Origin of the sequence: Bacillus sp. 7705b (assembly GCF_002289525.1) — a bacterium.
GTDB lineage: Bacteria > Bacillota > Bacilli > Bacillales > Bacillaceae > Bacillus > Bacillus halotolerans.
In genome coordinates, this window is record NZ_NSDH01000032.1 from 1 (window position 1) to 25,749 (window position 25,749).

Below are 25,749 nucleotides of genomic sequence, written 5' to 3' on the forward strand. Positions count from 1 at the left end.
TTTTAGGGTCTGTTTCAACAAGAACCCAAAAATCGTATTCTAGATCACTGAACAAGCGAACATTCCTTTTTAGTTAAGGACTATATAATTCCCATTAATTATTTCCAAACTTGCTGCTTCTTTTCATGTTAATGAGCGAATACATGTGCACATCTCTTTTAACAAGATTTTTCTATAAAATTTCGACAAGGTTCTACAATACCCTTCTATAAATATTCATAATATCTCAGTGATAGTGCATCGGTCGTTCAGAATGGATCTACTTTTACTTTCCCAAATAATAAAGGGTAATACAACTCTGTCATTTTCAGAAACAGAATCGTATTACCAAAAATTCAAAAAAACCCATCAAATTAAATATATAATTTCTTCCTCTAGTTTATTCCTCTTCTCTGGTTTTGCTATATGGATTTTTGGCAAAACATGTCCGCGGGCCCGCTTGCCTGAGGTCCCCTTAACGATTTGCGACAAATGTTGTCACGCTTTGAGCTGGAAGATGGGCCCAAAAATGATTGCCCGTTACATTGAGATTCGTTCCAGGTTGAAGATTGCTGCTTCCGCTTGTTATCCACCTAGATACCTGAGAAGCAGATCCATTCTGCAACACAAAGTTTTGGTTGACCCCTGTATTGCTTTTGTTAATGGCAACAATAACGACCTTGTTGTCACCTTTATAGGCTGACACGTAAACGTTCGCATTAGGATTTTTCGTTGCATCTACCCTTACATAGCCGGGACGCACAAACTTCGAGAAATGAGCCATATTGTAACCGCGTTTGCTGATCGTACCGTCCTCTTTCATAGGACCGTAAGATCTGCGGATGTACCACCAAACATAAGATTGAAAATCTCCCTCCACCATTGAATGGTGAATATGCTCTGAAACGCCTAATGCCTCGGGCCAGCGATCCGCTGAATTGTTGTCACTGTTTGGATAGTATACTTCCGTCATCCATAGCTCTTTCCCTGCTCCTTTTTGTTTGAATAGAGGATAAGGAAACTGACTGACCTGAGTACCGTACAGGTGAGTTCCGAGAATATCCATATTCCTAAGCGCCTGTGGATCGTTCAAAATGGGGTCCGATATATTTTTAAAGTACTGAAAAGATTCTGGTGCAATGACACGTGCATTAATGGAACCGGCATTTTCTCTCATGAAACGAAGTATTTCTTGCGGAGTCCACCACGTCCATTCGTGCGCATAATCAGGCTCGTTTTGAACAGAAATCGCATAAAGATTCACGCCATTATTCTTCATGTAGGTAACAAAATCGTTAAGATGCTGCGCGTATGCGGCGTACTTATCGTATCTTAGCCGTTTAGCTGATGTGTCACCATTACGATTGAAAGTCTCAACCATATCGCTTGGAGGATTCCAGGGAGAAGCAAAAACGATTGCTCCATGTTTGATCGCACTCTTTGCAGTCTCCACTTCTCTGTACCAATTATTTCTATTTTCATCCACATGAATTCTTAAGATTGAAAAACCTAACTGATTCTGTCCATTGCCAAAAGCGGTTTCTCTTTGAGCTGCTGTCAAATCTCCAATCCAAGCCGGGTGGTTCATGCCTCCAAAACCGCGGATCACTTGTTTTTCTGCAGATAAATTAATTGTTACATCACTTGCTGCTAAAACTTCAGTAGCACCTGGCCCGGCTAACATGACTGACAGCATAGTGAAACATACCAATAATACACAAATTGTTTTTTTTACGCTTGAAATCATTTTTTCCTCTCCTTCATATGTCTTTTACGGTATTAGAAGAATCTGATCTGTCTTCTTTTATATTGCAAACAAAAGGTTGTATATCAAACTTTTCCTTATATCCATAATGGGGGCTGCTCCGGCGTTGGTCAGTTCTGCACCCTTCTCGTTTCTTAAGCGGAGCCATTACGGTGCTATCTTTGCGTAAACTGCCAGTAATCAAAATTAAACAAGTTTCCTGTACCTGTTCCGGTAAATACAAAGAAAACTTTGTGTACACCGGTTGCACCGCTTACCGCAGTTTCTATTTCTCTCCAGGTTTGCGCTCCGCCTGTGGAAGGTACATTCAGGGTTCCTGCAAGCTTACCGTTTGCACTGTCTAGACGCACTTCTATTTTCCCGCCTATAGTGGATGCTACATTTGCTTTAAACGTTCTGGCACCGCCCGCCCCGAAGTCTGCATTTCCTACAGCAATCCAGTCTCCGTTATGAATGCTTGTTACATTTTGATTATTTACCGGCCCGCTGGTTGCTGAAGATTTCTCGGTCAAAATGCGTCCATTCCAGGCAAACGTTTCAGCTTCTACCCGATTAAATGGATTCAAATTGGAAAGCTGTGTTACGCCTGCATAATTTGCCGCAACCTCTTGAATGGATCCATCTGCATTATGCGCCAGCTTATTAATATGGGGAGAACGGTATCCTTTGCCGGCCCCGAACAGAGCGGAACTGACAGTTTGAGCATGGTACACCACATACCACTCATTTTTTAAATTGAAAACAGCATGGTGGTTGTTTCCGCCACCTCCGAAAAATGCTCCCGGATTTTTCAGGAAGTGCCCTCTATATGTAAAGGGACCCATGGGACTTGAGCTGGTCATATAGCCGATCTCACCTGGGGGTTTATCGGCCGGGTGCGTGCCCCCGAAATTGATGCAATAGGAATAGTAATATTTTCCGTTATGCTTATGCATTCCCGAATCTTCAAACATAAAAGGCGCATCAATTGTAGCTGCACTTCCAACAACACTGGTCATATCAGGCCCCAATTTCATGACTCTTGCTGTTTTAGGATTGGCCCATTGTCCCTGCGTTGGATTTGAACCGCCAGGAACGCCTCCCCCGGCATACAGGTAACCGGTGCCGTCATCATCTACAAATACTGCCGGATCAAAAAGCCATACAACACCGGACATTCCTGGCGTACTTGGCGTTACGAGCGCTTTTCCGATTGGGTCGGTCCATGGGCCAATCGGGCTGTCTGCGGTGAGAACCCCGATACCTCCGCCGCTGTTTGCGAAATAAAGGAAGAATTTATCCTTACCATTTATCTTTTTAACTGCGACTGACGGGGCCCAGGACGCACCTGCCCATTTCGCAATCCCCCGGCCGCCATTAGCCCCGTTGGCACCTGCTACCGGAATGGCTCCGTGGTCTGTCCAGTTCACCATATCCGCTGAAGAGATGACGAATACTCTATTCAAATTGGCAAATGAGTTATCCTTAATCGTTCCGTTGCTATTATATTCATAGTCATCACTTGACATATAGATGTAGACTCTTCCGTTATAGGTCAGCGCAAACGGATCTGCTCCCAAATGATGGTCTATAAGGGGGTTTGAATTCCCTGCATGTTTTGCAATTGTAGTACTGGCTGCATACGCAGACTCCCCAAATAAGCAACTCAATAATAAAGCAAGAACCCATAAACATACGCTACACTTTTTACTCATGACTTAACATCCTCCTTTTTTCTAAAAATGGGGGGTGATCACACAGGTCATGAAGGACACATAAATCGGATGCCGATCATATCATCGAACTGTGAAAAGCGCACTGACATTCAAATAAGTATATTTAGCCCCCCCTTTTCCTCCGCCATCCTGATGACACGTACCACAGCTTGCCGATGCATGCTGCTGGCAGGAAATAAAAAGGCAGGATTTTTCAAGAGTTCCCTCCGATCACATTGAATAGAGATGCAATATTATACAAAATATCCCTTTATCTAACATCCTAGCATGATTATAATAAATGTGTATAGAATACTTTCGGAGGAATTATTGTTCGGTTTTACAAAGAAACTGGATACATTTATTCATTGAATATATAAGGTGGGAAAATCAGTCTTAAAAGGTTTTCAGGCGCAAAAAAACAGCCGTTCAGAGCGGCTGTTTTTTTTAGAGTACAAGAACTATTGCGGTATACCCGCCGTCCATAACTACGGCCTGACCTGTGATGCCTTTTGCTTTGTCGCTGTCCCTCTCGAGTGCGAGAAGCCTTTATGTAATAAGCCATTCACCCCTTCCTGTAAACCGCTGTAAGTGATGACCCGTTCTCCGCCTTGTTCATAGGGGGCGTCCTGGAAAGCTCTCATTCTGACGCTGTAATATGTTTCTTCCTGCATCATATTCCCCTCCTTTCTAACCTTGAGAATGAATGTTAACTAAACTCATTAAAGGTTAACACTTGTGCAGGATATTAGTGTTCCTCGTAAAATATGTCAACCTGCACGATCAAACTATTAACTTGATGAATCTGCAAGGCCTCATTATTTTTTCATGTTTTGTTCATATTTTAGTAATTGTTTATTCAACACTGTCCTCTAAAGTAATCCATATCAACAAATGTGACAGCCATCTGCATTTTTTATGAAGGGAGGTCAAAACCGGGTGCCGTTATGTTGAGAGAAAAAATAAAAACATTAGGCCGTTTTTGCACCGTGGGCGTCGGCAATACGCTGATAGATTTTGGTGTCTTCTTTCTTCTCACCGCTTGTCATGTCCCTTATCTGCTAGCACAGATCTGCTCCTATTCGGCAGGTATCATCAACAGCTATGTGTGGAACCGGAATTGGACGTTTCGTGTAAAACGTAAGGCTGACGGAAAAGAGATCGTGCGCTTTCTCATGATTAATATTGCCGCGTCGGGGATCACCTTTTTGCTGCTTTATTTGTTTCAAAAAGGCGGCTGTTCGCTTTTGGTGAGTAAGCTCGCCGCCACTATCGGCGGAATGATGATGAATTTTATAGGAAACCGAATCTGGGTATTTGGAGATTTGCTGAAAAACATACAGGATCAGGAGTGAAGATGAATGAGAAAAAAAGTGAGAAAAGCGGTCATTCCCGCAGCGGGTTTAGGAACGAGATTTCTGCCGGCGACAAAGGCGCAGCCGAAAGAAATGCTCCCGATCGTCGACAAACCAGCAATTTAATACATTGTAGAAGAGGCTGTAGAGTCAGGAATTGAGGATATACTGATTATTACAGGGAGAAACAAACGCTCGATTGAAGATCATTTTGACCGGTCGGCGGAATTGGAATTCAATCTGCGGGAAAAAGGCAAGACGGAGACGCTTAAGGAAATACAGCAGATTGCCGATTTGGCCAATATTCATTATATCCGCCAGAAAGAACCGCTCGGCTTAGGTCATGCGGTGCTGTGTGCGGAGCATTTTATCGGAGATGAGTCTTTTGCCGTTCTATTAGGCGATGATATTATGGTGTCTGAAAAGCCGGCTCTTCGGCAATTAATGGATGTATACGCCGATTATGGCACAGAGGTTGTCGGCGTACAGTCTGTTCTCCCTGAGGATGTCAGCAAATATGGCATTATTCAGACATCAGGCTCTCAAGGCCATGTGTATGAAGTGAACGATTTAGTTGAAAAACCGTCTCCGGAAGAAGCCCCTTCCGAAACTGCAGTGATGGGACGATATGTACTGAATCCTTCTATCTTCCCTGTTTTGAAGTCGATCGGGAGAGGCGCAGGCAATGAGATTCAATTAACAGATGCACTTCGTGAGGTTTGCCGTACCCAGCCTATTCATGCGCGGCTTCTGGAAGGAAAACGATATGACATTGGCGATAAATTGGGCTGTTTTAAAGCAAGCACCGAAATCGGCTTAATGCGTCCTGAAATGAGATCTCAGCTTTTAGCTTATTTAGAAGAAGTGCTCAAACGGGAAACAAAAGAAGTGCTGCGATAAAAAAATTTGTAACCATCTTGCTCGTCAATCAGTCATATAATAGTGAAAAAGATAAGGACAGGTTGTGAAGAATGTGGGCAGTTTGATAAGCGAAATTTTAACTTGGCTGACGAATATGGGATATGCGGGCATTGCAATTGGTTTGATGATCGAAATCATACCGAGTGAAATTGTATTGGCCTATGGCGGCTATATGGTATCGGAAGGCACGATTGGATTTATCGGCGCCATCATTGCGGGGGTTATCGGGGGCACCATTGCCCAGATCTTTATTTATTGGATCGGACGCTATGGCGGCAGGCCGTTTTTGGACAAATACGGGAAGTACTTATTGATTAAAAAGCATCACATTGACATGTCAGAAAACTGGTTTCAAAAGTACGGTACGGGGGTTGTCTTCTCGGCACGTTTTATACCGGTTGTCAGACATGCGATATCAATTCCCGCAGGCATTGCCAAAATGCCGTTTCTCAAATTTGTGGTACTGACTGTACTTGCTATCATTCCGTGGTCTATCCTGTTTGTTTATTTAGGCATTCAGCTCGGAAGCCAGTGGGATGACGTTGAGAACATTGCGGGCACTTATACAACACCGATTATGATACTGGCTATAGTGGTCATTGCACTTTATTTTGTCATAAAAAAACGCACAGCCATTTTTAAACGATAGCTAATGGATATGCATAGGGAGGACTCTCCCCTATGCATATTTTTTTGTTATTTTCGATGATGATTTGAAAGCTTCATATGTTCCGCTAAAAATGCGACAAACACTTCATCCCGTACAAGAGATGCCGCGTAATTCCTTTTAATAAACCATTCTGCTTCCTCAAAAGCCGCGAAGGTTTCGTCCTGTGTCTCCCCGTTAATTTGAATGTTCCATGCGTTGTCCGAAGGAAACAGGAAGAATCTCATTTGTTCGCGATTTTCGTATAATGAGCCGTTTGCCGACCCTTTCAGATTATAGAAATTACGGAATGCATCCGGGCGGACCGGTTCCATTCGGAATGCTTCAGCTACAAACAAATCGTATACTTCGTCCGTTATGGAACAGCCTGAAGCCTTCGCATGCCCACCGCCTCCGTACCGGCCTGCTACTTCTGAAACATCAATGTAATCATGAATGGTGCGCAAGCTGGCTCGTTTTGATCCCATGCTTAAAATGGCAATGTAATCAAGATGCGGATTGTCTTTTCCAAGTCTGTTTCCGAGTTCAGAATGGTACGATTCTGCGTGAACGATACCTACACAGTGTTCGTGAACAAAGGTTTGCACCATTTCTCTTTTTTTCCTGCGAAGGTAGCGCTCGATTTTCTCTTCTTCTAAATCAAGCAGTTTCACTTCAAATTCATCAAAGAAGAATTCGTCATGGGCAGAAAGCCGCTGAATCATTTTTTGTTCAAATTCATCGATTGAAAGCAAAAAGAAAAGGTCATTGAGCCGCTTTGCCTGTTTTTGATCGTACTGCTCCCATTCCCAAGTGTCGTATTGGCGGATGAGCTCTGTAAATTGATCTAAGGCGTTTGTCGGCTTCATCAGATCATTTTGGACAAGATAGTCGTATAAAAGAGATGTGGCCGATGCAAGACGTCCGTCATCGTATTCCACCTGGACAAATCCCCACTCATGCTCATTCAAATGAAGGGCTGTTTTATGGTGGTCAATCAGTTTCACTTTTCCGCCCGCATGGACATACTCGTTCAGCCTCTTTTCATTTTCTTCATTGACAGCAAGATCCGTGATAAATAAGGCATCGTGTCTGCTGCTCTCTTTTGCTTTTTCTAAGAAGTATTGGACTTGAGCATTTAAGCCGTTGACAGAGTTATAACGGACCTCAACTTCTTTCCCGAAAGCCAATTTCGCAACGATCCCGCAGCCTACTCCGTCCAAGTCGTTATGTGAATATAAATGGTACATAATAAAGGCCCCTTTTTATCATACTGGAGATTGCCGCTATAGGTGTGCGGCAGCCTTTATTTACTATTGTAAAAAACAGAGGGTTTTATGCACAGTTGATTAGTTTACATAATAAAATTATTTAAAATAATAAAAAGAGCGCTTATCACGCTCCTGGTACTTCCTTTTAAACTGGATAGACCGGATGTTTTCGATTGGTGAATGTCACTTCCTTTGTCATGTACGCCATAAGCCGTTTGTGCAATTCCTCGCGCAATGAATTGGCTGGGATTACCGCGTCAATGATCATCTCTGAAGCCAAGCGGTATATATTGATGTCCTCTTTGTACTCCTCGCGTTTGCTGCTGATAAATTGAGCCCTCTCTTCTTTCGGCAGCTCGGAGATTTTTTTGGCATAGACAGCGTTTACGGCTGCTTCAGGGCCCATTACGGCGATTTGTGCGGTTGGAAGCGCTATGCAGCAATCCGGTTCGAAAGCCGGTCCGGCCATAGCATATAACCCCGCTCCATAGGCTTTTCTCACGATCACAGAAAGCTTGGGGACGGTTGCTTCTGACATCGCTGAAATCATTTTGGCTCCATGGCGGATAATTCCGGCCTGTTCTACCTTTGTGCCGATCATAAAGCCGGGAATGTCCGCTAAGAACAGCAAAGGAATATGAAAGGCGTCGCATAATGTGATAAATTTAGCGGCTTTGTCCGCTGAATCGTGGAATAAGACACCGCCTTTTACTTTTGGCTGATTCGCGATAATTCCGACAGGCTGTCCGTGAATCCTCGCAAGACCTGTAATGATTTCCGGTGCGAATAAAGCTTTGATTTCAAAAAAAGAGCCTTCATCTATTACACGATCGATCAGCTCAAACATATTAAAAGGTGCATTTTGGTTTTGCGGAATAACGTCGGAAAGCGGTATGTCAAAGGGCTTTGGCGGCCGTTTTTCTTGTACAGGCGCTTTTTCTTTATAATTTGCCGGAAAGTAAGATAAATATGAGCGTGCCAAGTGAACGGCTTCTTGTTCAGTTTCTGCGAGAATATCTCCGCAGCCGGAAACTGAACAATGCATGCGGGCGCCTCCCATCTCTTCAAGTGACACCTTTTCACCGATCACCATTTCTGCCATCCGCGGCGAGCCTAAATACATGGATGCGTTACCGTCTACCATGACGACAATATCGCAGAAGGCAGGAATATACGCACCCCCAGCTGCGGACGGGCCGAATAGAAGGCAGATTTGGGGAATGCGCCCTGACAATTTGACCTGATTGTAAAAAATTCTCCCTGCGCCTCTTCTGCCCGGAAATACATTGATCTGGTCGGTGATTCTGGCGCCTGCCGAATCGACTAAATAAATGAGCGGACAGTTTAATTTTTCTGCTGTTTCTTGTATTCTGATGATTTTTTCGACTGTTTTTGCTCCCCAGGAGCCTGCTTTCACTGTAGAATCATTTGCCATGGCGCAGACGGTTTGGCCGCCGATTTTACCAATGGCGGTTACGACTCCGTCGGCGGGAAGCCCGTCTGACATACATTCTGCAAAAAAAGCGTCCTCAAGCTCGATGTCATCATCAAATAAAAGGGCAAGCCGCTCTCTAACAAAGAGCTTGCCTTTTTCTTGGTTGCTGCGATGATACTTCTCCGCTCCGCCTTTTTGTATCCTTTCCGCCCGTTCTGTTCGTTCTTTTTCATAATCCATAAGGCATTCCCTCCGATCTTTATTCTCCCGTGTATACGGCACGTCTTTTTTCTTGAAAGGCTTGAAGTCCCTCTGTCCTGTCCTTTGTCGGGATCGTGTGTTCATATGCTTTTTGTTCAATTGATAATCCCGTTGCAAGGTTTGTTTCCAATCCTTTATTGATCGCGAATTTAGCCTGGCGGACGGCAATTGGTCCGTTAGCTGAAATGGCTTCTGCCAGTTCCCCTGCTTTCGCCATAAGCTCACAAGAAGCCGTAACATGCTCTACAAGGTTTATCTCTTTGGCTTCATGTGCGGTTATGCGTCTGCCTGTATAAATGAGTTCTTTTGCTTTTCCTCTGCCGATCAGACGTGGAAGTCTTTGTGTCCCTCCTGCGCCTGGGATAATAGCTAAAGCCGTTTCCGGAAGGCCTAACGTAGCGTTCTCGGCTGCTATTCGGATGTCGCATGCCAATGCCAATTCAAGCCCGCCTCCTAAAGCACTTCCGTTTATGGCTGCTATCACCGGCTGCGGCAAGGCTTCGAGTAAAGCAGCGGTTCTGTGAATGAAGGATACACTTTTGAGAACCTGATCTTGTTTCATTTTTATTCTTTCTTTCAAGTCTGCTCCCGCACAGAACGCTTTTTCACCGGCGCCTGTCAGGATGACGCAGCGGATTTTCTTGTTGAATTCGATTTCTTGGAGAATGGATTGCAGGTCTCTAAGTATTTCTGCCGAAAGGGCATTTGCCGCATGGGGCCTGTTAAGGGTGATAACAGCAATGTGTTCTGTTTTTGCAGTGAAAAGAATAGATTCTCCCATTGGTATTTCCTTTCTTTTATAAAGATGATTTATACACCTGTAAATTTCGGCTCGGAAGATGTTTCCCGATTTTCTCCTCGATCCATTTGGCTGCTGGAAGTAACTTGGCGAGCTTTACGTTTGTTTCGATTCCCATTTGATCAAGCATATACACGATATCTTCTGTCGCAGCATTTCCCGATGAACCTGGAGCATATGGGCAGCCGCCAAGCCCGCCCGTTGAGCCGTCAAATGTGGTGATGCCCATTTGCAGAGCGGTGAGAATGTTGGCGAGAGCCGTTCCCCTTGTATCATGAAAGTGGAGTGCGAGCTGGCTTGCCGGGAATCGTTTCAAAAGCGCTTCAAGTACGATTTCAACCTGTACAGGATTTGCCGCGCCGATCGTATCTCCAAGCGATAGTTCAGAAATTCCGAATTCAAATAAAGATTCTGCCAGGCGAATCACTTGTTCGATCGGTACATGTTTTTCATACGGACAGCCGAAAACTGTGGAGAGATAGGCTCTTACTGTAAGATTTGCTTTTTTTGCGTCGTCTGTTACTTGTTTGAGAACTTGGAGAGTGTCAGCAGTGGATTTGTTGATGTTTTTTACGTTGTGTGTTTCGCTTGCGGACATAAAGACAGAAGCTTCGTCAATACCCCCTTCCAGCGCATTCTCCAGTCCCATTTGATTAGGGACAAGTGCTGCGTACGTGATGCCTTTTACCCGGCTGATGCCTTTTGCCACATCTAGAGCATCTCGAAGCGCGGGAATCCATTTTGGATGAACGAAGGATGTTATTTCGATATAGGAGAGTCCTGTCTGGGAAAGCTGGTTGATCCAAGCGATTTTGTCTTCTGTTGCAAGCCACACCGGTTCGTTTTGCAAGCCGTCCCGCGGACCGACTTCTCTTAACATGACTTTTTTAGGATAGGACATGGTAAGCCTCCCCGATTATTGAGTTGGATCGTTCAGTTCGAGCAGCACATCACCTTCATTCACGAAATCACCTTCCTTTTTTTTCACTTCTTTGACTGTTCCGCTTCTCTCTGCAACAATCGGGATTTCCATTTTCATTGATTCTAAAATGGCGACTTCCTGGCCTTTTTCAACGTGGTCTCCGGCTTTGACATGCACCTTCCACAGGTTCCCTGCCATTTGAATGTGTATCGTCATGACAGCTGCCTCCTTTATAAGTTGTTTTTCAAAAAATCAGTTGTGACGTCTCCTTTTTTGAATGCTTCTGATGAAGCAGCCTGTAAGAGAAGCGGAATATTCGTTTTGATCCCTTCTATCCGATAGTCACGGAGCGCCTCCTTTAGCCTCTCAATCGCTTCCTCTCTGTTTTGGCCTTTGACGATCATTTTGGCGATCATCGGATCGTAAAAAGGCGTAACTGCGCTCCCTGTTGTTACTGCACATTCGTGTCGGACTCCATATTGTTCCGGGAGAGAAAAAGCGGTGATTGTTCCCGGTGACGGATAGAAGGTTTTCGGATCTTCCGCATATATTCTGACCTCTATGGCATGCCCGTTTCGTTTTATGTCCTGCTGAGCGAATCTGAGAGTCTGTCCCTCCGCAACCCTTAATTGCTGCTCAACTAAATCTAAACCTGTAATTTCTTCAGTCACGGGATGTTCTACCTGCAATCTCGTATTCATTTCCAGAAAATAAAAGTTTTTATTTTCATCGACTAAAAATTCGATCGTTCCCGCATTGGCATAGCCAATCGCTTTGGCTGCTTTCACTGCCGTTTCTCCTATCTTCATTCTCAGCTCATCATCAACAAATGGAGATGGGGCTTCTTCAATGACCTTTTGGTGGCGCCTCTGGACAGAACAATCACGTTCAAACAGATGCACGGCATGCCCGTGGTGATCGGCAAGAATTTGAATTTCGATGTGGCGGGCGTGTTCAATCACCTTTTCTATATACATGGACCCGTCTCCGAAAAAATCTGCTGCTCGCTTTTTGTTTCCTTCATACGCCTTTATCAATGCTTCTTCGTCAGGAACGAGCTGCATTCCGATGCCTCCTCCCCCTGCTGAAGCTTTCAGCATAACGGGGTAGCCGATTTCACTCGCGGCGAGGCAGGCTGCCTGAATATCTCCAAGGGATTCGGAAACACCCGGCACTACAGGAACACCTGCCTCCTCCATTGCCTTTCGTGCTTCAATTTTACTTCCCATTTTGGCAATCACAGCGGGTGAAGGACCGATAAATACAATGTTTTCTTCTTTGCAGCGTTGCGCGAAACGGCTGTTTTCAGACAATAATCCATATCCAGGATGGATGGCGTCGGCATTTGCCTTTTTCGCCGCCTCTATGATTCTCTCAATATTTAAATAGCTCTCACTGACTCTCGATTCTCCGATATAATAAGCCTCTGTTGCTGCCTTTGTATGGAGCGCATCTCTGTCTGCTTCAGAATATACCGCTGCCGTTTTGATCCCAAGGCGGCTGCACGTACGTATGATTCTCATTGCGATTTCTCCGCGATTGGCAATCAGCACTTTTGTAAACAAATGAAATCACCCCTCATTGACTTGATGGTAAGTGAAACAGCTGAATCGTTTTTTCACGCAGCTTGTATTTTTGAATTTTGCCTGAGGCCGTCATAGGATACTCGTCTGTAAAGATGAAATAACGCGGAATTTTGTGGCGGGCGATTTTCCCTTTGCAATAGGTTTTCAGCTCTTCGGGTGAAGCTGTTTTTCCCTCTTTCAGCTTAATCCAGGCAGCTGCCTCCTCCCCGTATTTTTCGTCAGGCACACCAACTACCTGTACATCTAAAATATTAGGATGACGGTATAAAAATTCTTCTATTTCTCTCGGATAAACGTTTTCACCGCCTCTGATGAGCATGTCTTTTAATCTCCCGTTGACGCGGCAGTATCCGTCTTCATCCATCACAGCGAGATCACCGGTAAATAGCCATCCTTCTGGGGTGATTGCCTTTTGGGTAGCTTCTTCGTCTTTATAATAGCCCTTCATCACATGATAGCCGCGGGTGCAAAGCTCTCCCTGTACGCCTCTTTGAACCTCATTAAACGTGCCGGGCTCCACAATTTTCACTTCGACCTCTGGCAAGGCTCGGCCGGTTGTTTCCACTCTTCTTTGGAAGGAATCATTAGCTCTTGTTTGTGTGATCACCGGCGAAGCTTCCGTTTGTCCGTAGGCGATTGTGATGTCTGTCATGCCCATTTTTTCAATGACAGCTTTCATCACCTCACTCGGACAGGATGATCCTGCCATGATGCCTGTTCGCAACGATGACAGATCATAAGAATCAAAATCTTGAAGATGAAGCTCCGCGATAAACATCGTCGGTACACCGTGCAGTGCTGTGCATGTCTCGTTTTCAACCGTTGTAAGGACTGTAGCAGGTTCAAATTCTACAACAGGTACCATGGCTGCTCCGACGGACACACATGCCAAAACGCCAAGCACGCAGCCGAAGCAATGGAAAAACGGAACCGGAATGCACATGCGGTCAGATGAGGTTAATTTCATACATTCAGCGATATTTGCGGCGTTGTTGATGACATTAAAATGAGTCAGCATCACTCCTTTAGGAAATCCTGTCGTTCCTGACGTGTATTGCATGTTAATGACATCATCTTTTTCAAGGCTGCTCATTCTTGCTTCCAGCTCGGCATCTGACACTGTTTGTGCCAACATCTCTGTATCGTCCCAATGATACATACCAGGTAAACGTTTTTCACCGATATAAATCAATGTTTTTAAACACGGATAGCGTTCTGATTGCAGCTGCCCGGGCTCTGCTTCCTTCAGCTCGGGAATTAAGCTGTTCAGGATCTCTGTATAAGAAGTGCCGCGATATGAATCCATGACGATAAGTGCATCCGCATCTGATTGTCTCAGCAAGTAATCAAGCTCTTGGGATTGGTAATTTGTATTTACGGTAACGAGCACAGCCCCGATTTTTGCGGTGGCGAATTGAGCAGCAAGCCATTCCGGTATATTCGAGGCCCATATGGCCACGTGGTCTCCCTTTCTAATTCCCATCCCCATGAGCCCTTTAGCGGTTTGGCGGCACAGCCTGTTGAATTGCGCGTACGTATAGCGGAGATTCCGGTCGGGATAGACAACCGCTTCTTGATCAGGATAGGCTGCTGCCGTTTGTTCCAGCAGCCTGCCGATTGTGCAATGGATGAGTTCAGACATGTGTCGGTCCTCCTTTCACGAGATCAGAAAGCGTTTACATTTTATTTTAGAAGCTGTCTGGCGATCACGATACGCTGAATTTCTGATGTGCCTTCTCCAATTTCCATCAATTTTGCATCCCGCAGCATCCGTTCAACCGCATATTCTCTCATGTAGCCGGAACCGCCATGGATTTGAATCGCTTGGTTGCATGCCCTTGTTGCCATTTCAGAGGCAAACAGCTTGGCATAAGCCGCTTCTTTCGTAAACGGGCGCTTATGATCTTTCAGCCAGGCAGCTTTTAATACCATTTGCCGGGCAAGATCGATTTCCATCGCCATGTCGGCAAGTTTAAACTGAATGGCCTGAAAGGAAGAGATCGGCTGTCCGAACTGCTTTCGTTCTTTCGCATAGGCTAAGGAGGCTTCAAGTGCCGCTTGGGCAATGCCGACTGCAAGAGCGGCAATTGAAATGCGTCCGCCATCCAGGGTATGAAGAAACTGTTTAAATCCTTTTGAAGGGTCGCCGAGCAGGTAACTTGCGGGTACACGGACATCCTCAAGCAAAATTTCCGCTGTATTTGATCCGCGCACGCCCATTTTATCGTACGGGCTCGTTATGGTAAGGCCGGGTGTGTCTGTCGGAACAATTAATGCGGAGATGATATTATTTCCGCTCTCATTTTTGCCTGTCACTGCCGTCACAATCACCGTACGTGCATAGCTGGCATTTGTGATCCAGCATTTTTCGCCGTTAATCACATATTCATCACCATCTATCACCGCTTTCGTTTGCGTGCCTCCTGCATCAGAGCCGGCATTTGGTTCTGTCAGGCCGAATGATCCGAGTGCTTTTCCGGAAGCCAGAGGAATCAAATGGTCCCGTTTTTGTTCTTCTGTCCCGAAGTAATATAGAGGGCTTGCACCGAGTGAAACTGCAGCTGCATAGCTTAATCCTGTACTGCCGCATGCTTTGCCGATTTCTTCAACAGCTAAGGCATAGGAAATCGTATCTCCGCCTGATCCTCCATATTCCTCAGGAAAGGGGATGCCCATCAGTCCGAGATCACCCATTTTTTGAAACGTTTGTATCGGGAATTCACCCGTTTGATCTACATGTTCTGCGTGAGGAGCAATTTCTCTCTTTGCAAAATCCTTTACCATTTCACGAACCATTTGCTGTTCTTTTGTCAGCTCAAAATTCACTTGGTTTCCTCCTTCACATCTTTGTAACATCCTATTAAGTGAATTCAGGAATCATTCCCTGACAAAAGAAGTCTGAAAATTAAAACGTCAGCGTTAAAATTAACCGGTGATAATAAGCATTTTCCTTCGTTCGGGCTTTTGCTGATTTTAGCTTTTCGGTTGGCGGACGCTGATTGTTCTTTACGTTTGCCCATGAACTGTCGCACACATGACGAACCACCTCCAGCATCAGGTTCTCTTTTGTGCGAAAATGATAATAAACGGTTCCTTGCGTGACATTTGCTTGTTCGGCAACTGATTTTAACGTCATTGTAGTCCCTTGATACTTCTCATAAATCCCCCACTTTTTTCTGATAATCTCGTTCAAAATGGCTAATCATTTTATGTACTGTCTTTATCTTATGTTTAGGAATGATGCCGCAGTTTTTAAATACTTCGTCATGTTCATAGATTGAAAATATATTTTGCAAGTGTGCCTCTTCGATCTTTTTTAATACGAAATGCTCAGTTTCCAATACAGATAATTCAGCACCGGCAATACGTTTCTTGTCTCATTCATAAAAACGCAATTTGTTGAAAAAGACGGCTAGTAAACAGCCGTCTCTGCGGGCTATTGTTTTATTTTTCTTTTCGAGGCCTTGCTTTCGTTATGAAGCCGGTCTGCGGACGTGACATAATACGTATATGTTTTATTTGGTTCTGCCGTGTCATCCAGGAAGGTTTGCTTGTCGTTTGTTTTTCTTGCTGTGGCCAGCAATGTTTGCTCCTGTTTTCCTTCAGCCCTGTATATCGCATAATAGGCTGTTTCCTTTGTTTTTCGATTTGATGAGTGGTCTTGTATGTGCAGGAGGTTTCCGTTATCGTCTGCGGTTACTTTGGTCAGTTTCGGTTTTTTCGGCGCTTTGCTGTCGAGCCAAGGCATTTCGGGTACCAATGCAGGCTTGCTGTACAGGTCGGTGATGAGTCTGTCTTTGATGCCGAGCGGATTTTTATTGAGGTCTTTGAGGCTGAAATGCATGCTTCCTTTCACCAGCTCCAGCTGACGGTTGAGGTTGATTTGTCTGGCGTATTCTTCAGGGTCGGACCATGGCGGGTCAAAATTGTTATTGATTTTATAAGCTGCCTGCCCGATGTATAAATGAACGGGTCTGTTTTTGACCTCGTTGCTCCACCAATCAGCCAGCACGTCATATGCGGCTGCGTTGAAGCCGATGCTCCAGTAAATTTGCGGGGCAATATAGTCGATGTCGCCTTGCTGGATCCAGTGTCTCGTATCTGCATAAAGGTCGTCATAATTTCTGACACCTGCTTTGGTATTCGATCCGGTTGGGTCGTCTTCTGCGTTTCTCCATACACCGAATGGACTGATGCCGAATTTGACATATGGTTTTTCAGCTTTGATTGTTTGATTGATTTGGCTGACAAGCTGGTTTACATTATCTCTTCGCCAGTCATCAATAACGGGAAACGTGTCTTTCCCGTATTGTTCATACTGTACGGTATCAGGAAATTCCTGTCCGGCTATTTTATAAGGGTAAAAATAATCATCCATATGAACGGCATCAACGTCATAATGCTTTACGACTTCTTCAATGCCTTCGATGATAAAATCCCTCGCTTCAGGAATGCCGGGATTATAATAAAGCTGCTTTCCGTAAGCCACGACCCAGTCTGGATGCTTTCTTGCCGGGTGATCATCAGACAATTTATTGAGATCTGTATGGTTCATCGTAATACGGTAAGGATTAACCCAAGCGTGAAATTCAAGATTTCGTTTATGGGCTTCTTCAATCATAAAAGCGAGCGGATCATAACCTGGGTCTTTTCCTTGAACCCCAGTCAAATATTCAGACCAAGGCCCGTAAGCGGACGGATAAAAGGCATCGGCCGTCGGCTTAATTTGAACGATGACGGCATTCATTCCCATTGACTGAACGTCATCCAGCAGGCTGAGATACTCCTGTTTTTGCGCTTCAATCGATAAGCCTTTTTTTGACGGCCAATCAAGGTTTAGTACGGATGCAATCCATACGGCTCTCAGTTCCCTGTCCGTTTGTGCTTTGGCCAGATACGGAACGGATATGATTAACGTTCCGATGAGCAAGCTGACAAGAATACGTACAATCGGCTTTTGACAACCCTTCATTCTGTTTCTTCTCCCCCATTACATCGCTTTCACTATTCGTTATTACGGTATTCCCGGGCTGTAAAAGGGTGCTTAATCGGATTGAAGAAACCGGATTTATAACCGGCTGAACGTAAAAAAGTCCCGAAGCCTCTTTACCCTGCTTTAGGACTTTTTATCATTTATGAGAATTTGGACACTTTTTAACACGTCTACGAGTTTTACGCCGACGCCGACAGCTGATTCAAGAATGGCCTGTGCGCCTGCGATCGATAATATGAAAATCACCGGAACAGCGATATCAGGTAAAAAAAGATAGCCAAGCCCGATCAGGATGGCACACCAAACGCCCGCGCACCAGTAGCAATTTAACATATAGCCAAAGTTTGAGGCCGGCACGTTTTTTTCATTCACATGCCCGTTTGCATCAACGGTTCTTTTCTTTTTCATAAAAGGTTTTCGGATGAATTCAGTAATTTTGTCGAATACAATTAAGTGTGTCAGCCTGTAACTCGCCAGTATCAGCATAAAAAAAGTAAGCCAAGAAAGATGTTCCATGACAAGCCTCCAAGAAAAAGGATGATGTTATCATTCCCCGCTTTTTTGCATCCATTCTTATGCGCGACTCTCTTGCAAAAAGAAAACCGGACAGAGATACGCTTCTGTCCGGCAAGTATTTGTTTAATGCTTATTTGGCAGCACTTTTTGATCTGAATTGATCTTGTCTAAAATATCGAGGATAATATTTGCATTCTTTTCAGCAAATTCACCTTCCAGCATGTCTTTGTGCGCGCCGTACCCGGTGTATTCGGCATAGCCTTCCTCAGCGGCGTCTTGCCATTTCTGTAATACCATAGCCCCGCTCGTTTCGGTTTGAATGCCAGCTTCAATGAAATGAATGTTTGACTTGATACGGCCTTCATTTATTAACTGAGCCCAATATTCCTGATAGCACCTTTTTTTCTGCATCACTGTTTCTCTGACTGCTTCTGGCAGGTATGCGGCTGAGTCGTCGTTTTCGGTATCTGCTGTTATAGACTGATCCTTTTTGTAGGCGTCTACGATAATGAAGTCACTGACTTCTAGTCCTTTCTGCTCCATAGCCTGTACGACCTCAAAAGCCAAGTTTCCGCCCGCGGAGTAGCCTAATAGAACGTACGGCCCTTCTGGCTGTATTTCGGTAATGCGGCTGACGTATTGTTCAATGCGGCTGTCTTCCTCAATAAAATGAAAGCCATACACGGCTGCTTTGTGATTCAGCTGCAATGCCAGGTCTTTAAAATAAATCCCGAAGCCTGAAATCGGCGGGAAGCAGAACAGGTTTTTTCCGCCTTGCTGGTTCAGTTGGATCACATGCTGTTCACCGGCCGCTGACAGCTGATTAGAATAAAGCTTTTCCGCAAGCTGGGCGATCGTCGGATTTTCGAATAAGACATCAATCGGTATATCAATATGCTGATGATGTTTAAGCATGTGTATCACTTGAAGCGCTTTTAGTGAATGTCCGCCAAGACCGAAGAAATCATCATGTATTCCGATCGTTTTAACGCCGAGTACGCTTTTCCAAATTTGCGCCAATTCCTGTTCGACCCAGTTTCTGGGCGGTGTGAGGTCCTGACGATTTTCAGACTCGTTTTCTGGAACAGGGAGTGCGCTGCGATTGATTTTTCCGTTTCCGGTAAGCGGCATACGGTCAACTCGAACCCAGCGCTGCGGAATCATGTAGTCAGGAAGCACTCGTGCTAATGCAGCGCGAATTTCCTTTTCGTTTCTGCTTTCATCACTAACATAATGCATGTATAGCTGCACCTCTCCATCTGTTTCCAGCAAAGTAACTGCCGCTTCACGTACCCCTTCGATTTCTAACATCCGCGCTTCAATTTCAGCGGGCTCAATCCGTTTTCCGCGAATTTTAATCTGTCTGTCAATCCGGCTGATATATTCTAGGTTCCCATCAGGCAGCCACCGCGCCAAATCACCGGTACGGTATATTCTTTCTCCAGGTATGAAAGGATCAGAAGAAAAAACGGCAGCTGTTACATCATCTCTGTTTAAATAGCCTTTTGCCACCCCGTCACCGCCGACACATAGCTCTCCGGGAACGCCTATTGGCAAGAGACATCCTTTTGCATCTAAGATGAAAGCGGTACAATTGCTGATCGGTTTCCCGATCGGGATGGGAGTGGCGTAGTCTCTTTTAATCTCAAAAAAGGTTGAGAACGTCGTGTTTTCTGTCGGTCCATAGATATTATAAAGCGAAAGCTTCGGACACGCGCGCCTGACAGCGTTTATAAGCTCAGGTGACAGCGCTTCGCCCCCGACATATAGCGTATGAAGCCTGCGAAACATGTCAGCCTGAGCTTGTGCCAGCTGATTAAAAAGAGCGGTTGTCAAAAACAGCACTGTGATGTTGTTTTCAATTAAATACGCGCCAAAACGATCTGGTGTCAGCATTGTTGATTTATCAATGATATGCAGAGTTGCTCCTTTTAAAAGCGCTCCAAACATTTCAAAGGTGACGGCGTCAAAGCTGATGGACCCTGTCAGGATAAACCGGTCATTTACAGAAGCTGATGTGTAATTGCTGTTGCAAACAAGGGACACGACATTGCGATTGGTAATCATGACGCCTTTAGGCCGGCCTGTCGAACCGGAAGTATACATGATGTACGCGAGATCATCCGGGCCAGTGACGATTTCCAAAGGTTTCGTATGTTCTTCAATCATCGCCTTTGCATCTGCAGAAATGAAGGTTCCAGCAAACGCTGTGTTTGGCTCCAGTCCTTTTTGAACAATCAGCATAGCGGCTTTTGTTTCGTCGAGCATATAGCTGATACGTTCAGGCGGAAGCTCCGCGTCAAGAGGAAGGTATGTCCCCCCTGTTTTTAAAACAGCCAGTACACTAATGATGAATTCAGGAGAATGACCAGACAAAATACCGGCTGTTCCGTTCCGGCGCAGCCCGTTTTCATACAATGTTCTGGCCAGTGCATCCGATTTTTGATCGAGTTCACGATACGAAATGGACCTATTTCCGTAAACCAGAGCTGTTTGATCCGGTGTTTTTACTGCCTGTTCGCGGAATATATCTATCACTGATTTGTTTTTCGGATACTCCGTCGAAGTGTCATTACATTGTGTTAAAATCTGCTCTTTTTCTTTCGGATCAAGAAAGGAAAAGTCTGCAACGGGAATGTCAGGGTGATCTGCAGCAGCTTGTAACGCTTGTGACAGCTGTCTTTGGATGCAGGTCATCCAGGCAGCATCATACACGTGCGCATTATAGCTGAACTTGATGACGAGTTCATCACCGGGAGCAACGACAAGGTTGAAATTGTATCCTGACTGTTCAGACACTTTTACATTGTCTATTTGCAGAGGTGAATCAATCTGATCAGCTGAGTCAGCCATTTTTTGCTGTAACGGATAATTTTCAAAGACAATAATGTGGTCAATCAGTTCCTGTTTTAAGGCGGTGTTTGCCTGAATATCGAATAAAGGATGGCAGGTAAACGGCTCAGCGTCCAGCATATCTTGTTGACAGCGGCTGAGCAGTTCTGCAAACGTTTCTTCTTTGCCTGTTTTAACACGAACCGGAACTGTATTGATAAACAATCCGATCATTGACTCAACACCCGGAATTTCAGATGGTCTGCCTGAAACGACCGCGCCAAAAACGACATCGTCCGTTCGGTTGTAGCGCTGGAGCATGACACCCCAGACCGTTTGAATAAAGGTGGCAAGCGTGACGCCTGTTTGTTTGGCGGTCTCTTTCAGCTTGTCCGTCAGCTTTTGATTTAGAGTGAAAATTAATTCTTCACGGTAATACCCTTCTTTTGCTTCTCTGTCCGTCACCCGAGGCAGCTGTGAGGGGGTGCTGTAGTTTTTCAGATAAGCACGCCAGTAGTCTGCTGCCGTTTCTTTGTCTTGTTTTGTCAGCCAAGAAATATAGGTGCTGTAGGGACGAACAGGCTCCAAAGCAAGGTGATTTCCTGTATGGATAGATTGATAGATTTGCATAAATTCCTGCAGAATGATTCCGAGACACCAGCCGTCCATTAAGATGTGATGGTGGCTCCAGACACAGACATGCTCATTTTCTGCTGTTTTGAGCAGAGAAATCCGCATCAGCATGTCTTTTTGCAAATCAAACCCTTTTTTCTTATCTTTCTCCTTAAACTGTTCAATATAATCATTCTGCTCATTCGTTTGCAGGCTGGAAATGTCCTCAGTGTGCAAATGGAATTTCCGTTCTGTCATCACGACCTGCCGAGGCCCCGACAGATTGGGGACGTGCGGCAGAAATACAGTTCTGAAAATATCATGGCGGTCGATGATGGCTTGAATACTGCGCTGAAACATCTCATAGCTAAGGCTTCCTTTTATCGTAAAGAGCGACTGCTCAACATAAGCTCCCTCCTCTTTATGGAGGAAGGAATGAAACAGCATTCCCTCCTGCATATGACTCAGAGGATAAATGTTCTTGATTTTTTTGGTTTTAACCATATCGCCTGCACCTTTCTATACGGTTTCATTAGTGAAAACTGAGCATATCAGCGATTTCTTGGAGTGCGTCCTCGGTCAGTTCATGATCATCAAAATCGCTGATGGTTTTTTCTGTTTCTGTTTTGTTCAGACAGTGATCAATCAGCTTCAGTAAATAGTGATGGCAATTCTCACAAAGCTGTGCGATTGTTTTATGCTGGAAACGGGATGTTACGTACGTCATGTTGACTGTCATTTTTCCTTCTGCTGCCATCGCACTGATGTCAAGCGTTTGCTCACGGTTCCAAGAAGTGCTGATATCTTCTCCGGTCCCGAGCGGAGAAAACGAGAAGGTGTTTTCATCAGGCGCTTCAGTTGTACGGCTGTTTTCAAATTGACCCAGATAGTTGAAGCTGATTTCCGCCGTGCCGGTGAAATCAAGGTCAGTTTTCTCAGGCGGGGTCAAATATTTGAGTACACCGTAGCCGAATCCTTTGTCCGGAACGCGTCTCAGTGTATCTTTTGTTGTTTTTAACACATGAACCAAGTATTCTTCTTGATCCTTGTCGGTCAAGTCTGAATCTAGTTTGACGAATAATGGATAAATGGCGGTAAACCATCCAATCGTGCGGCTGACATCTATGCCGTCTAACACATCCTCGCGTCCGTGGCTTTCTAATGACAATTTGACGGCGGATTGTTTTGTCCAATCCCGCAAAGCTAGAATCACGGAAGCCAGCAGCATATCTTGCGTATCTGTGTTATATATACTGTTGACGCTTTTTAAAAGCGCATCCGTCTCTTTTGTATTTAGAGAGAATGAAACTGTATCCCGTTTTCTCTCATTTAAAGTTTGAGCGTTCATTTGATCAAACGGCAGTGCTTCTGTTTGATACTCTTCAGCTTCGCGCCAATATGCGAGCTGTTTCATAAGCTGACGGCTTTCAGCATAGTCAGCGAGTTTTTCCGTATATGCTTTGAAAGAGCTTGTTTTAGGCGGCAAATCAATGTCTTCTCCGTTTACAGCCTGACGGTATCCGGTTGCCAAATCCTCCAGCAGGACACGCCATGAGACGCCGTCAACGATGAAGTGATGAGCCGTTAGGAACAAAAAGTCTCCATCATCTGTACGGAAAAGTCCGGCCTGCAATAGCGGCCCTTTTTCCAAATCTATGTTCTGCTGAATGTCACGTACATGATGTTTAATCAGAGATTCATATTCATTGACTTCTGAACCTTTAAGATTGATGATCTGAAGGCTGTACAGCGCGTCGTCTGAATGACTGACCGGCCGATTATATTGAACCCATTTGCCTTGCTCAGACTGTGTGAACACCATTCGCAGCGCATCGTGGTGGATTGTGATGGCTTTTAACGTTTTGCGCAGCGCGTCTTCTTGAACGGAGGTACTCTGATGCAGCATAACAGATTGATTAAAATGGTGTTTCTCTTTTATATCTTGAGAAAGGAACCATTTCTGAACAGGTGACCACTGTACTTCTCCCTCAACCGGAGCTTGGCTGGCACTAGTATCGGAATCACGGATATAAGCTGCCAGTTCTTTAATTGTCGGATGACTGAATAAATCTTTAACCGACATTTGTTTCCCGATTCGATGAAGCCGTGCTGACACTTGTAACGCTTTAATGGAATCTCCTCCGAGCTCAAAGAACGAATCATCAATTCCGATTTTCTCTGCACCGAGCACTTCACCCCATATATCTGCCAGTTTTTGTTCCATCTCGCTGTTCGGTGCATGAAATGTACGTACTTGATTGAATGCCGGTTCTGGAAGTGCCCGGCGATCCAGCTTGCCATTTGGTGACAAAGGAAGCGAGTCCAGCATTTGAATAAACGCCGGCATCATATATAAAGGCAGCTGTTTTTTTAATTCGGCACGCAGCATTTCTGTATTAAAGTCTTGCTCTGCCACAATATAAGCACATAATTCGGTTTGAGCAGGCGCTGTTTCGCGAGCAAGGACAACAGCCTCTTTTACTCCGTTTATACGGCGGATAACCGATTCAATTTCTTTCGTTTCTACACGGTGGCCTCTGATTTTGACTTGATCGTCCATTCGTCCTAAGTATTCGATTGTACCGTCTGCCATCCATCTGGCTGCGTCACCTGTTCGGTACATGCGTTTTTCGGGCTGGAATGGGTGCTGAACGAACGTTTTTGCTGTCAGTTCCGGAAGATTGACGTATCCTCTCGCAAGCCCTGTTCCTGCTATACAAAGCTCGCCGGCAACGCCGATTGGCTGAAGCTGATCCCCGTTTAAAATCAGCACTTCAGTATTGTCGATCGGCCGGCCGATGCATACGTTTTTTTGCCGTTCCATATGTCTCATGGCTGTGGTTGCCACACTGTTTTCTGTCGGCCCATATTCATTTGCTAGCTCTGTATTCGGGCATATTGCCATGCTGCGGTCTATCAATTCCCGGTCAGCTGCTTCTCCTGCAAGCGTGACTACTCTAAGCGTCTTCGCATCTTCCGGCTGTATGACGTCCAAAAGTGCCCGATATAAAACAGGGACGATAATCATATGTGTAATCCGATGATGAGATAGATCATGCTTAATGGACAAAATATCTTTCGCTTCGTTTTCACCAGGCAGCACTGTCTTTGCACCTGACAAAAGCGGTGTGAACATACTTGTTAAAAAGCCGTCAAACGAAAAAGAAAAGAGCTGAAGGACTGTGTCTGTCTCATTCAAAGCATAAGCATTTCGCCGCCACTGCAGGGTGTTGGCTATTCCTTTATGCTCGACCATCACGCCTTTTGGCTGGCCTGTCGTTCCTGAAGTGTAAATGATATAAGCCAAATGCTGAGGGCGTGAAACTTGCGGAAGCGGTGATCCGTCGTATGTCTCCGCGTTCTCTATGGCGAATATCTCACCTTCAAAATCTTCAAGTGCTTCTTGGTCCGCAGCAGGTAAAGTGATGAGCAGTTTGGTTCGGCTGTCGCCGAGTATATAGCGTTTCCGTTCCGCCGGGTATTCCGGATCAATCGGGACATAACAGCCGCCGGCTTTCCAAACGCCCAGAATGGCTGCAATCATGCTGAATGAACGAGGCATCATAATTCCGACTGGTGTGTCCGGCTTAACCCCGCGGTCTCGCAGGGCCCATGCAATGCCATTGGACCATTCGTCCAGTTCCTGATAGGTGAGCGTGTTTTCTTTGCTGACGAGTGCAGGAGCATTCGGAGTCAGCGTTGCTTGTTTTTCAAACAGCTGATCGATTGTTTGCACTTTATGTTCATTTTCTTGCCCGCTGTTAAACTCATTCAGCAGTTTGTTTCGCTCTTCATGAGTCAGAATGTCGATATTGTTAAGAAGTGTGTTCGGATTTTTGACAATATGACTCAGCAAATTTGTCAGGTGATATGTCCATTGTTTTATCGTTGCTTTTTGAAAAAGTGCAGTCGAATATTCAAATTGCAAATGAATTTGCTCGTCACCCTCAGAAGCCTGCAATGTGATATCAAACTTAGAAACATGATGAGAAACGCCGGCCGGCTGGAGTTGTATGTCATCCAGCTCCAAAGACTGTTGCTCTGTATTTTGAACGACTAACATGGCATCAAACACTGGATTTCGGCTCATATCCCTTGTTACGCCGAGCTTATCGACAAGCTCTTCGAACGGATAATCCTGGTGTTCGTAAGCTTCCAATGC

At 45.0% G+C, this 25,749-nt stretch carries 16 protein-coding genes and 3 pseudogenes; 3 read left to right on the plus strand and 16 right to left on the minus strand.

What is annotated here, in order from left to right:
• Positions 1-454: 454 nt before the first annotated feature.
• From xynC to CJU60_RS12530, 3 genes and pseudogenes are all read right to left on the minus strand, one after another.
• Positions 455-1,726, minus strand: coding sequence for a glucuronoarabinoxylan endo-1,4-beta-xylanase XynC (xynC, locus tag CJU60_RS12520; RefSeq protein WP_095713930.1), 1,272 nt, complete (start codon positions 1,724-1,726; stop codon positions 455-457).
• 173 nt (positions 1,727-1,899) lie between these two features.
• The gene (gene xynD, locus CJU60_RS12525) at positions 1,900-3,438 is read right to left on the minus strand and encodes an alpha-L-arabinofuranosidase (RefSeq protein ID WP_095713931.1); all 1,539 of its coding nucleotides are present in this window, start codon (positions 3,436-3,438) and stop codon (positions 1,900-1,902) included.
• A 524-nt stretch (positions 3,439-3,962) separates the two neighbouring features.
• A pseudogene (locus CJU60_RS12530) lies at positions 3,963-4,112 on the minus strand (6-carboxyhexanoate--CoA ligase); the annotation flags it as partial.
• 222 nt (positions 4,113-4,334) lie between these two features.
• On the opposite strand from CJU60_RS12530, the gene CJU60_RS12535 reads away from it, so the two are divergent.
• The 3 genes and pseudogenes from CJU60_RS12535 to uptA all read left to right on the plus strand — a co-directional run bounded on the left by CJU60_RS12535 (position 4,335) and on the right by uptA (position 6,363).
• Positions 4,335-4,793 (plus strand): GtrA family protein, encoded by a 459-nt coding sequence (locus tag CJU60_RS12535; protein WP_095713932.1) that lies wholly within the window; start codon positions 4,335-4,337, stop codon positions 4,791-4,793.
• Positions 4,794-4,799: 6 nt separating this feature from the next.
• Positions 4,800-5,693 (plus strand): annotated as a pseudogene (gene galU, locus CJU60_RS12540) (UTP--glucose-1-phosphate uridylyltransferase GalU).
• Between the two features lie 73 nt (positions 5,694-5,766).
• Complete coding sequence (gene uptA, locus CJU60_RS12545; protein WP_014113955.1) at positions 5,767-6,363, plus strand: undecaprenyl phosphate transporter UptA; 597 nt, start codon at positions 5,767-5,769, stop codon at positions 6,361-6,363.
• Between the two features lie 47 nt (positions 6,364-6,410).
• On the opposite strand, the gene CJU60_RS12550 is transcribed toward uptA, so the two are convergent.
• From CJU60_RS12550 to fenA, 13 genes and pseudogenes are all read right to left on the minus strand, one after another.
• Positions 6,411-7,610 carry a DHH family phosphoesterase gene (locus tag CJU60_RS12550; RefSeq protein WP_095713933.1) on the minus strand — a complete coding sequence of 400 codons (1,200 nt, stop codon included), beginning with the start codon at positions 7,608-7,610 and terminating at the stop codon, positions 6,411-6,413.
• Between the two features lie 166 nt (positions 7,611-7,776).
• The gene (locus CJU60_RS12555) at positions 7,777-9,306 is read right to left on the minus strand and encodes an acyl-CoA carboxylase subunit beta (protein WP_095713934.1); all 1,530 of its coding nucleotides are present in this window, start codon (positions 9,304-9,306) and stop codon (positions 7,777-7,779) included.
• A gap of 19 nt (positions 9,307-9,325) precedes the next feature.
• The gene (locus CJU60_RS12560) at positions 9,326-10,108 is read right to left on the minus strand and encodes an enoyl-CoA hydratase (RefSeq protein ID WP_095713935.1); all 783 of its coding nucleotides are present in this window, start codon (positions 10,106-10,108) and stop codon (positions 9,326-9,328) included.
• A gap of 16 nt (positions 10,109-10,124) precedes the next feature.
• Positions 10,125-11,027 (minus strand): hydroxymethylglutaryl-CoA lyase, encoded by a 903-nt coding sequence (gene ldeG, locus CJU60_RS12565; RefSeq protein ID WP_095713936.1) that lies wholly within the window; start codon positions 11,025-11,027, stop codon positions 10,125-10,127.
• Between the two features lie 15 nt (positions 11,028-11,042).
• Entirely contained in the window at positions 11,043-11,264 is a 222-nt protein-coding gene (locus CJU60_RS12570; RefSeq protein WP_024121611.1) for an acetyl-CoA carboxylase biotin carboxyl carrier protein subunit, read from the minus strand.
• Between the two features lie 14 nt (positions 11,265-11,278).
• The gene (locus CJU60_RS12575) at positions 11,279-12,613 is read right to left on the minus strand and encodes an acetyl-CoA carboxylase biotin carboxylase subunit (protein WP_095713937.1); all 1,335 of its coding nucleotides are present in this window, start codon (positions 12,611-12,613) and stop codon (positions 11,279-11,281) included.
• Between the two features lie 13 nt (positions 12,614-12,626).
• Positions 12,627-14,276 (minus strand): AMP-binding protein, encoded by a 1,650-nt coding sequence (locus CJU60_RS12580; RefSeq protein WP_095713938.1) that lies wholly within the window; start codon positions 14,274-14,276, stop codon positions 12,627-12,629.
• Positions 14,277-14,317: 41 nt separating this feature from the next.
• On the minus strand, positions 14,318-15,460 hold the full coding sequence (locus tag CJU60_RS12585) for an acyl-CoA dehydrogenase family protein (RefSeq protein WP_095713939.1): 1,143 nt from the start codon (positions 15,458-15,460) through the stop codon (positions 14,318-14,320).
• 79 nt (positions 15,461-15,539) lie between these two features.
• Positions 15,540-15,770, minus strand: a complete 231-nt coding sequence (locus CJU60_RS12590; protein ID WP_049809933.1) for a TetR/AcrR family transcriptional regulator — start codon at positions 15,768-15,770, stop codon at positions 15,540-15,542.
• 300 nt (positions 15,771-16,070) lie between these two features.
• Positions 16,071-17,606, minus strand: coding sequence for a glycoside hydrolase family 10-like protein (locus tag CJU60_RS12595; RefSeq protein ID WP_095713940.1), 1,536 nt, complete (start codon positions 17,604-17,606; stop codon positions 16,071-16,073).
• Positions 17,607-17,750: 144 nt separating this feature from the next.
• Positions 17,751-18,143 carry a DUF1360 domain-containing protein gene (locus CJU60_RS12600; protein WP_010334451.1) on the minus strand — a complete coding sequence of 131 codons (393 nt, stop codon included), beginning with the start codon at positions 18,141-18,143 and terminating at the stop codon, positions 17,751-17,753.
• Positions 18,144-18,266: 123 nt separating this feature from the next.
• Positions 18,267-22,091, minus strand: coding sequence for a fengycin non-ribosomal peptide synthetase FenB (gene fenB / locus CJU60_RS12605; RefSeq protein WP_095713941.1), 3,825 nt, complete (start codon positions 22,089-22,091; stop codon positions 18,267-18,269).
• Between the two features lie 28 nt (positions 22,092-22,119).
• A pseudogene (gene fenA / locus CJU60_RS12610) lies at positions 22,120-25,749 on the minus strand (fengycin non-ribosomal peptide synthetase FenA); the annotation flags it as partial.

Excerpts from the sequence above, each read along its gene's own strand:
- xynC (WP_095713930.1), bottom strand. The coding sequence starts at position 1,726 with ATGATTTCAAGCGTAAAAAAAACAATTTGTGTATTATTGGTATGTTTC.
- xynD (WP_095713931.1), bottom strand. The coding sequence starts at position 3,438 with ATGAGTAAAAAGTGTAGCGTATGTTTATGGGTTCTTGCTTTATTATTG.
- CJU60_RS12550 (WP_095713933.1), bottom strand. The coding sequence starts at position 7,610 with ATGTACCATTTATATTCACATAACGACTTGGACGGAGTAGGCTGCGGG.
- CJU60_RS12555 (WP_095713934.1), bottom strand. The coding sequence starts at position 9,306 with ATGGATTATGAAAAAGAACGAACAGAACGGGCGGAAAGGATACAAAAA.
- CJU60_RS12560 (WP_095713935.1), bottom strand. The coding sequence starts at position 10,108 with ATGGGAGAATCTATTCTTTTCACTGCAAAAACAGAACACATTGCTGTT.
- ldeG (WP_095713936.1), bottom strand. The coding sequence starts at position 11,027 with ATGTCCTATCCTAAAAAAGTCATGTTAAGAGAAGTCGGTCCGCGGGAC.
- CJU60_RS12570 (WP_024121611.1), bottom strand. The coding sequence starts at position 11,264 with ATGACGATACACATTCAAATGGCAGGGAACCTGTGGAAGGTGCATGTC.
- CJU60_RS12580 (WP_095713938.1), bottom strand. The coding sequence starts at position 14,276 with ATGTCTGAACTCATCCATTGCACAATCGGCAGGCTGCTGGAACAAACG.
- CJU60_RS12590 (WP_049809933.1), bottom strand. The coding sequence starts at position 15,770 with ATGACGTTAAAATCAGTTGCCGAACAAGCAAATGTCACGCAAGGAACC.
- CJU60_RS12595 (WP_095713940.1), bottom strand. The coding sequence starts at position 17,606 with ATGAAGGGTTGTCAAAAGCCGATTGTACGTATTCTTGTCAGCTTGCTC.
- CJU60_RS12600 (WP_010334451.1), bottom strand. The coding sequence starts at position 18,143 with ATGGAACATCTTTCTTGGCTTACTTTTTTTATGCTGATACTGGCGAGT.
- fenB (WP_095713941.1), bottom strand. The coding sequence starts at position 22,091 with ATGGTTAAAACCAAAAAAATCAAGAACATTTATCCTCTGAGTCATATG.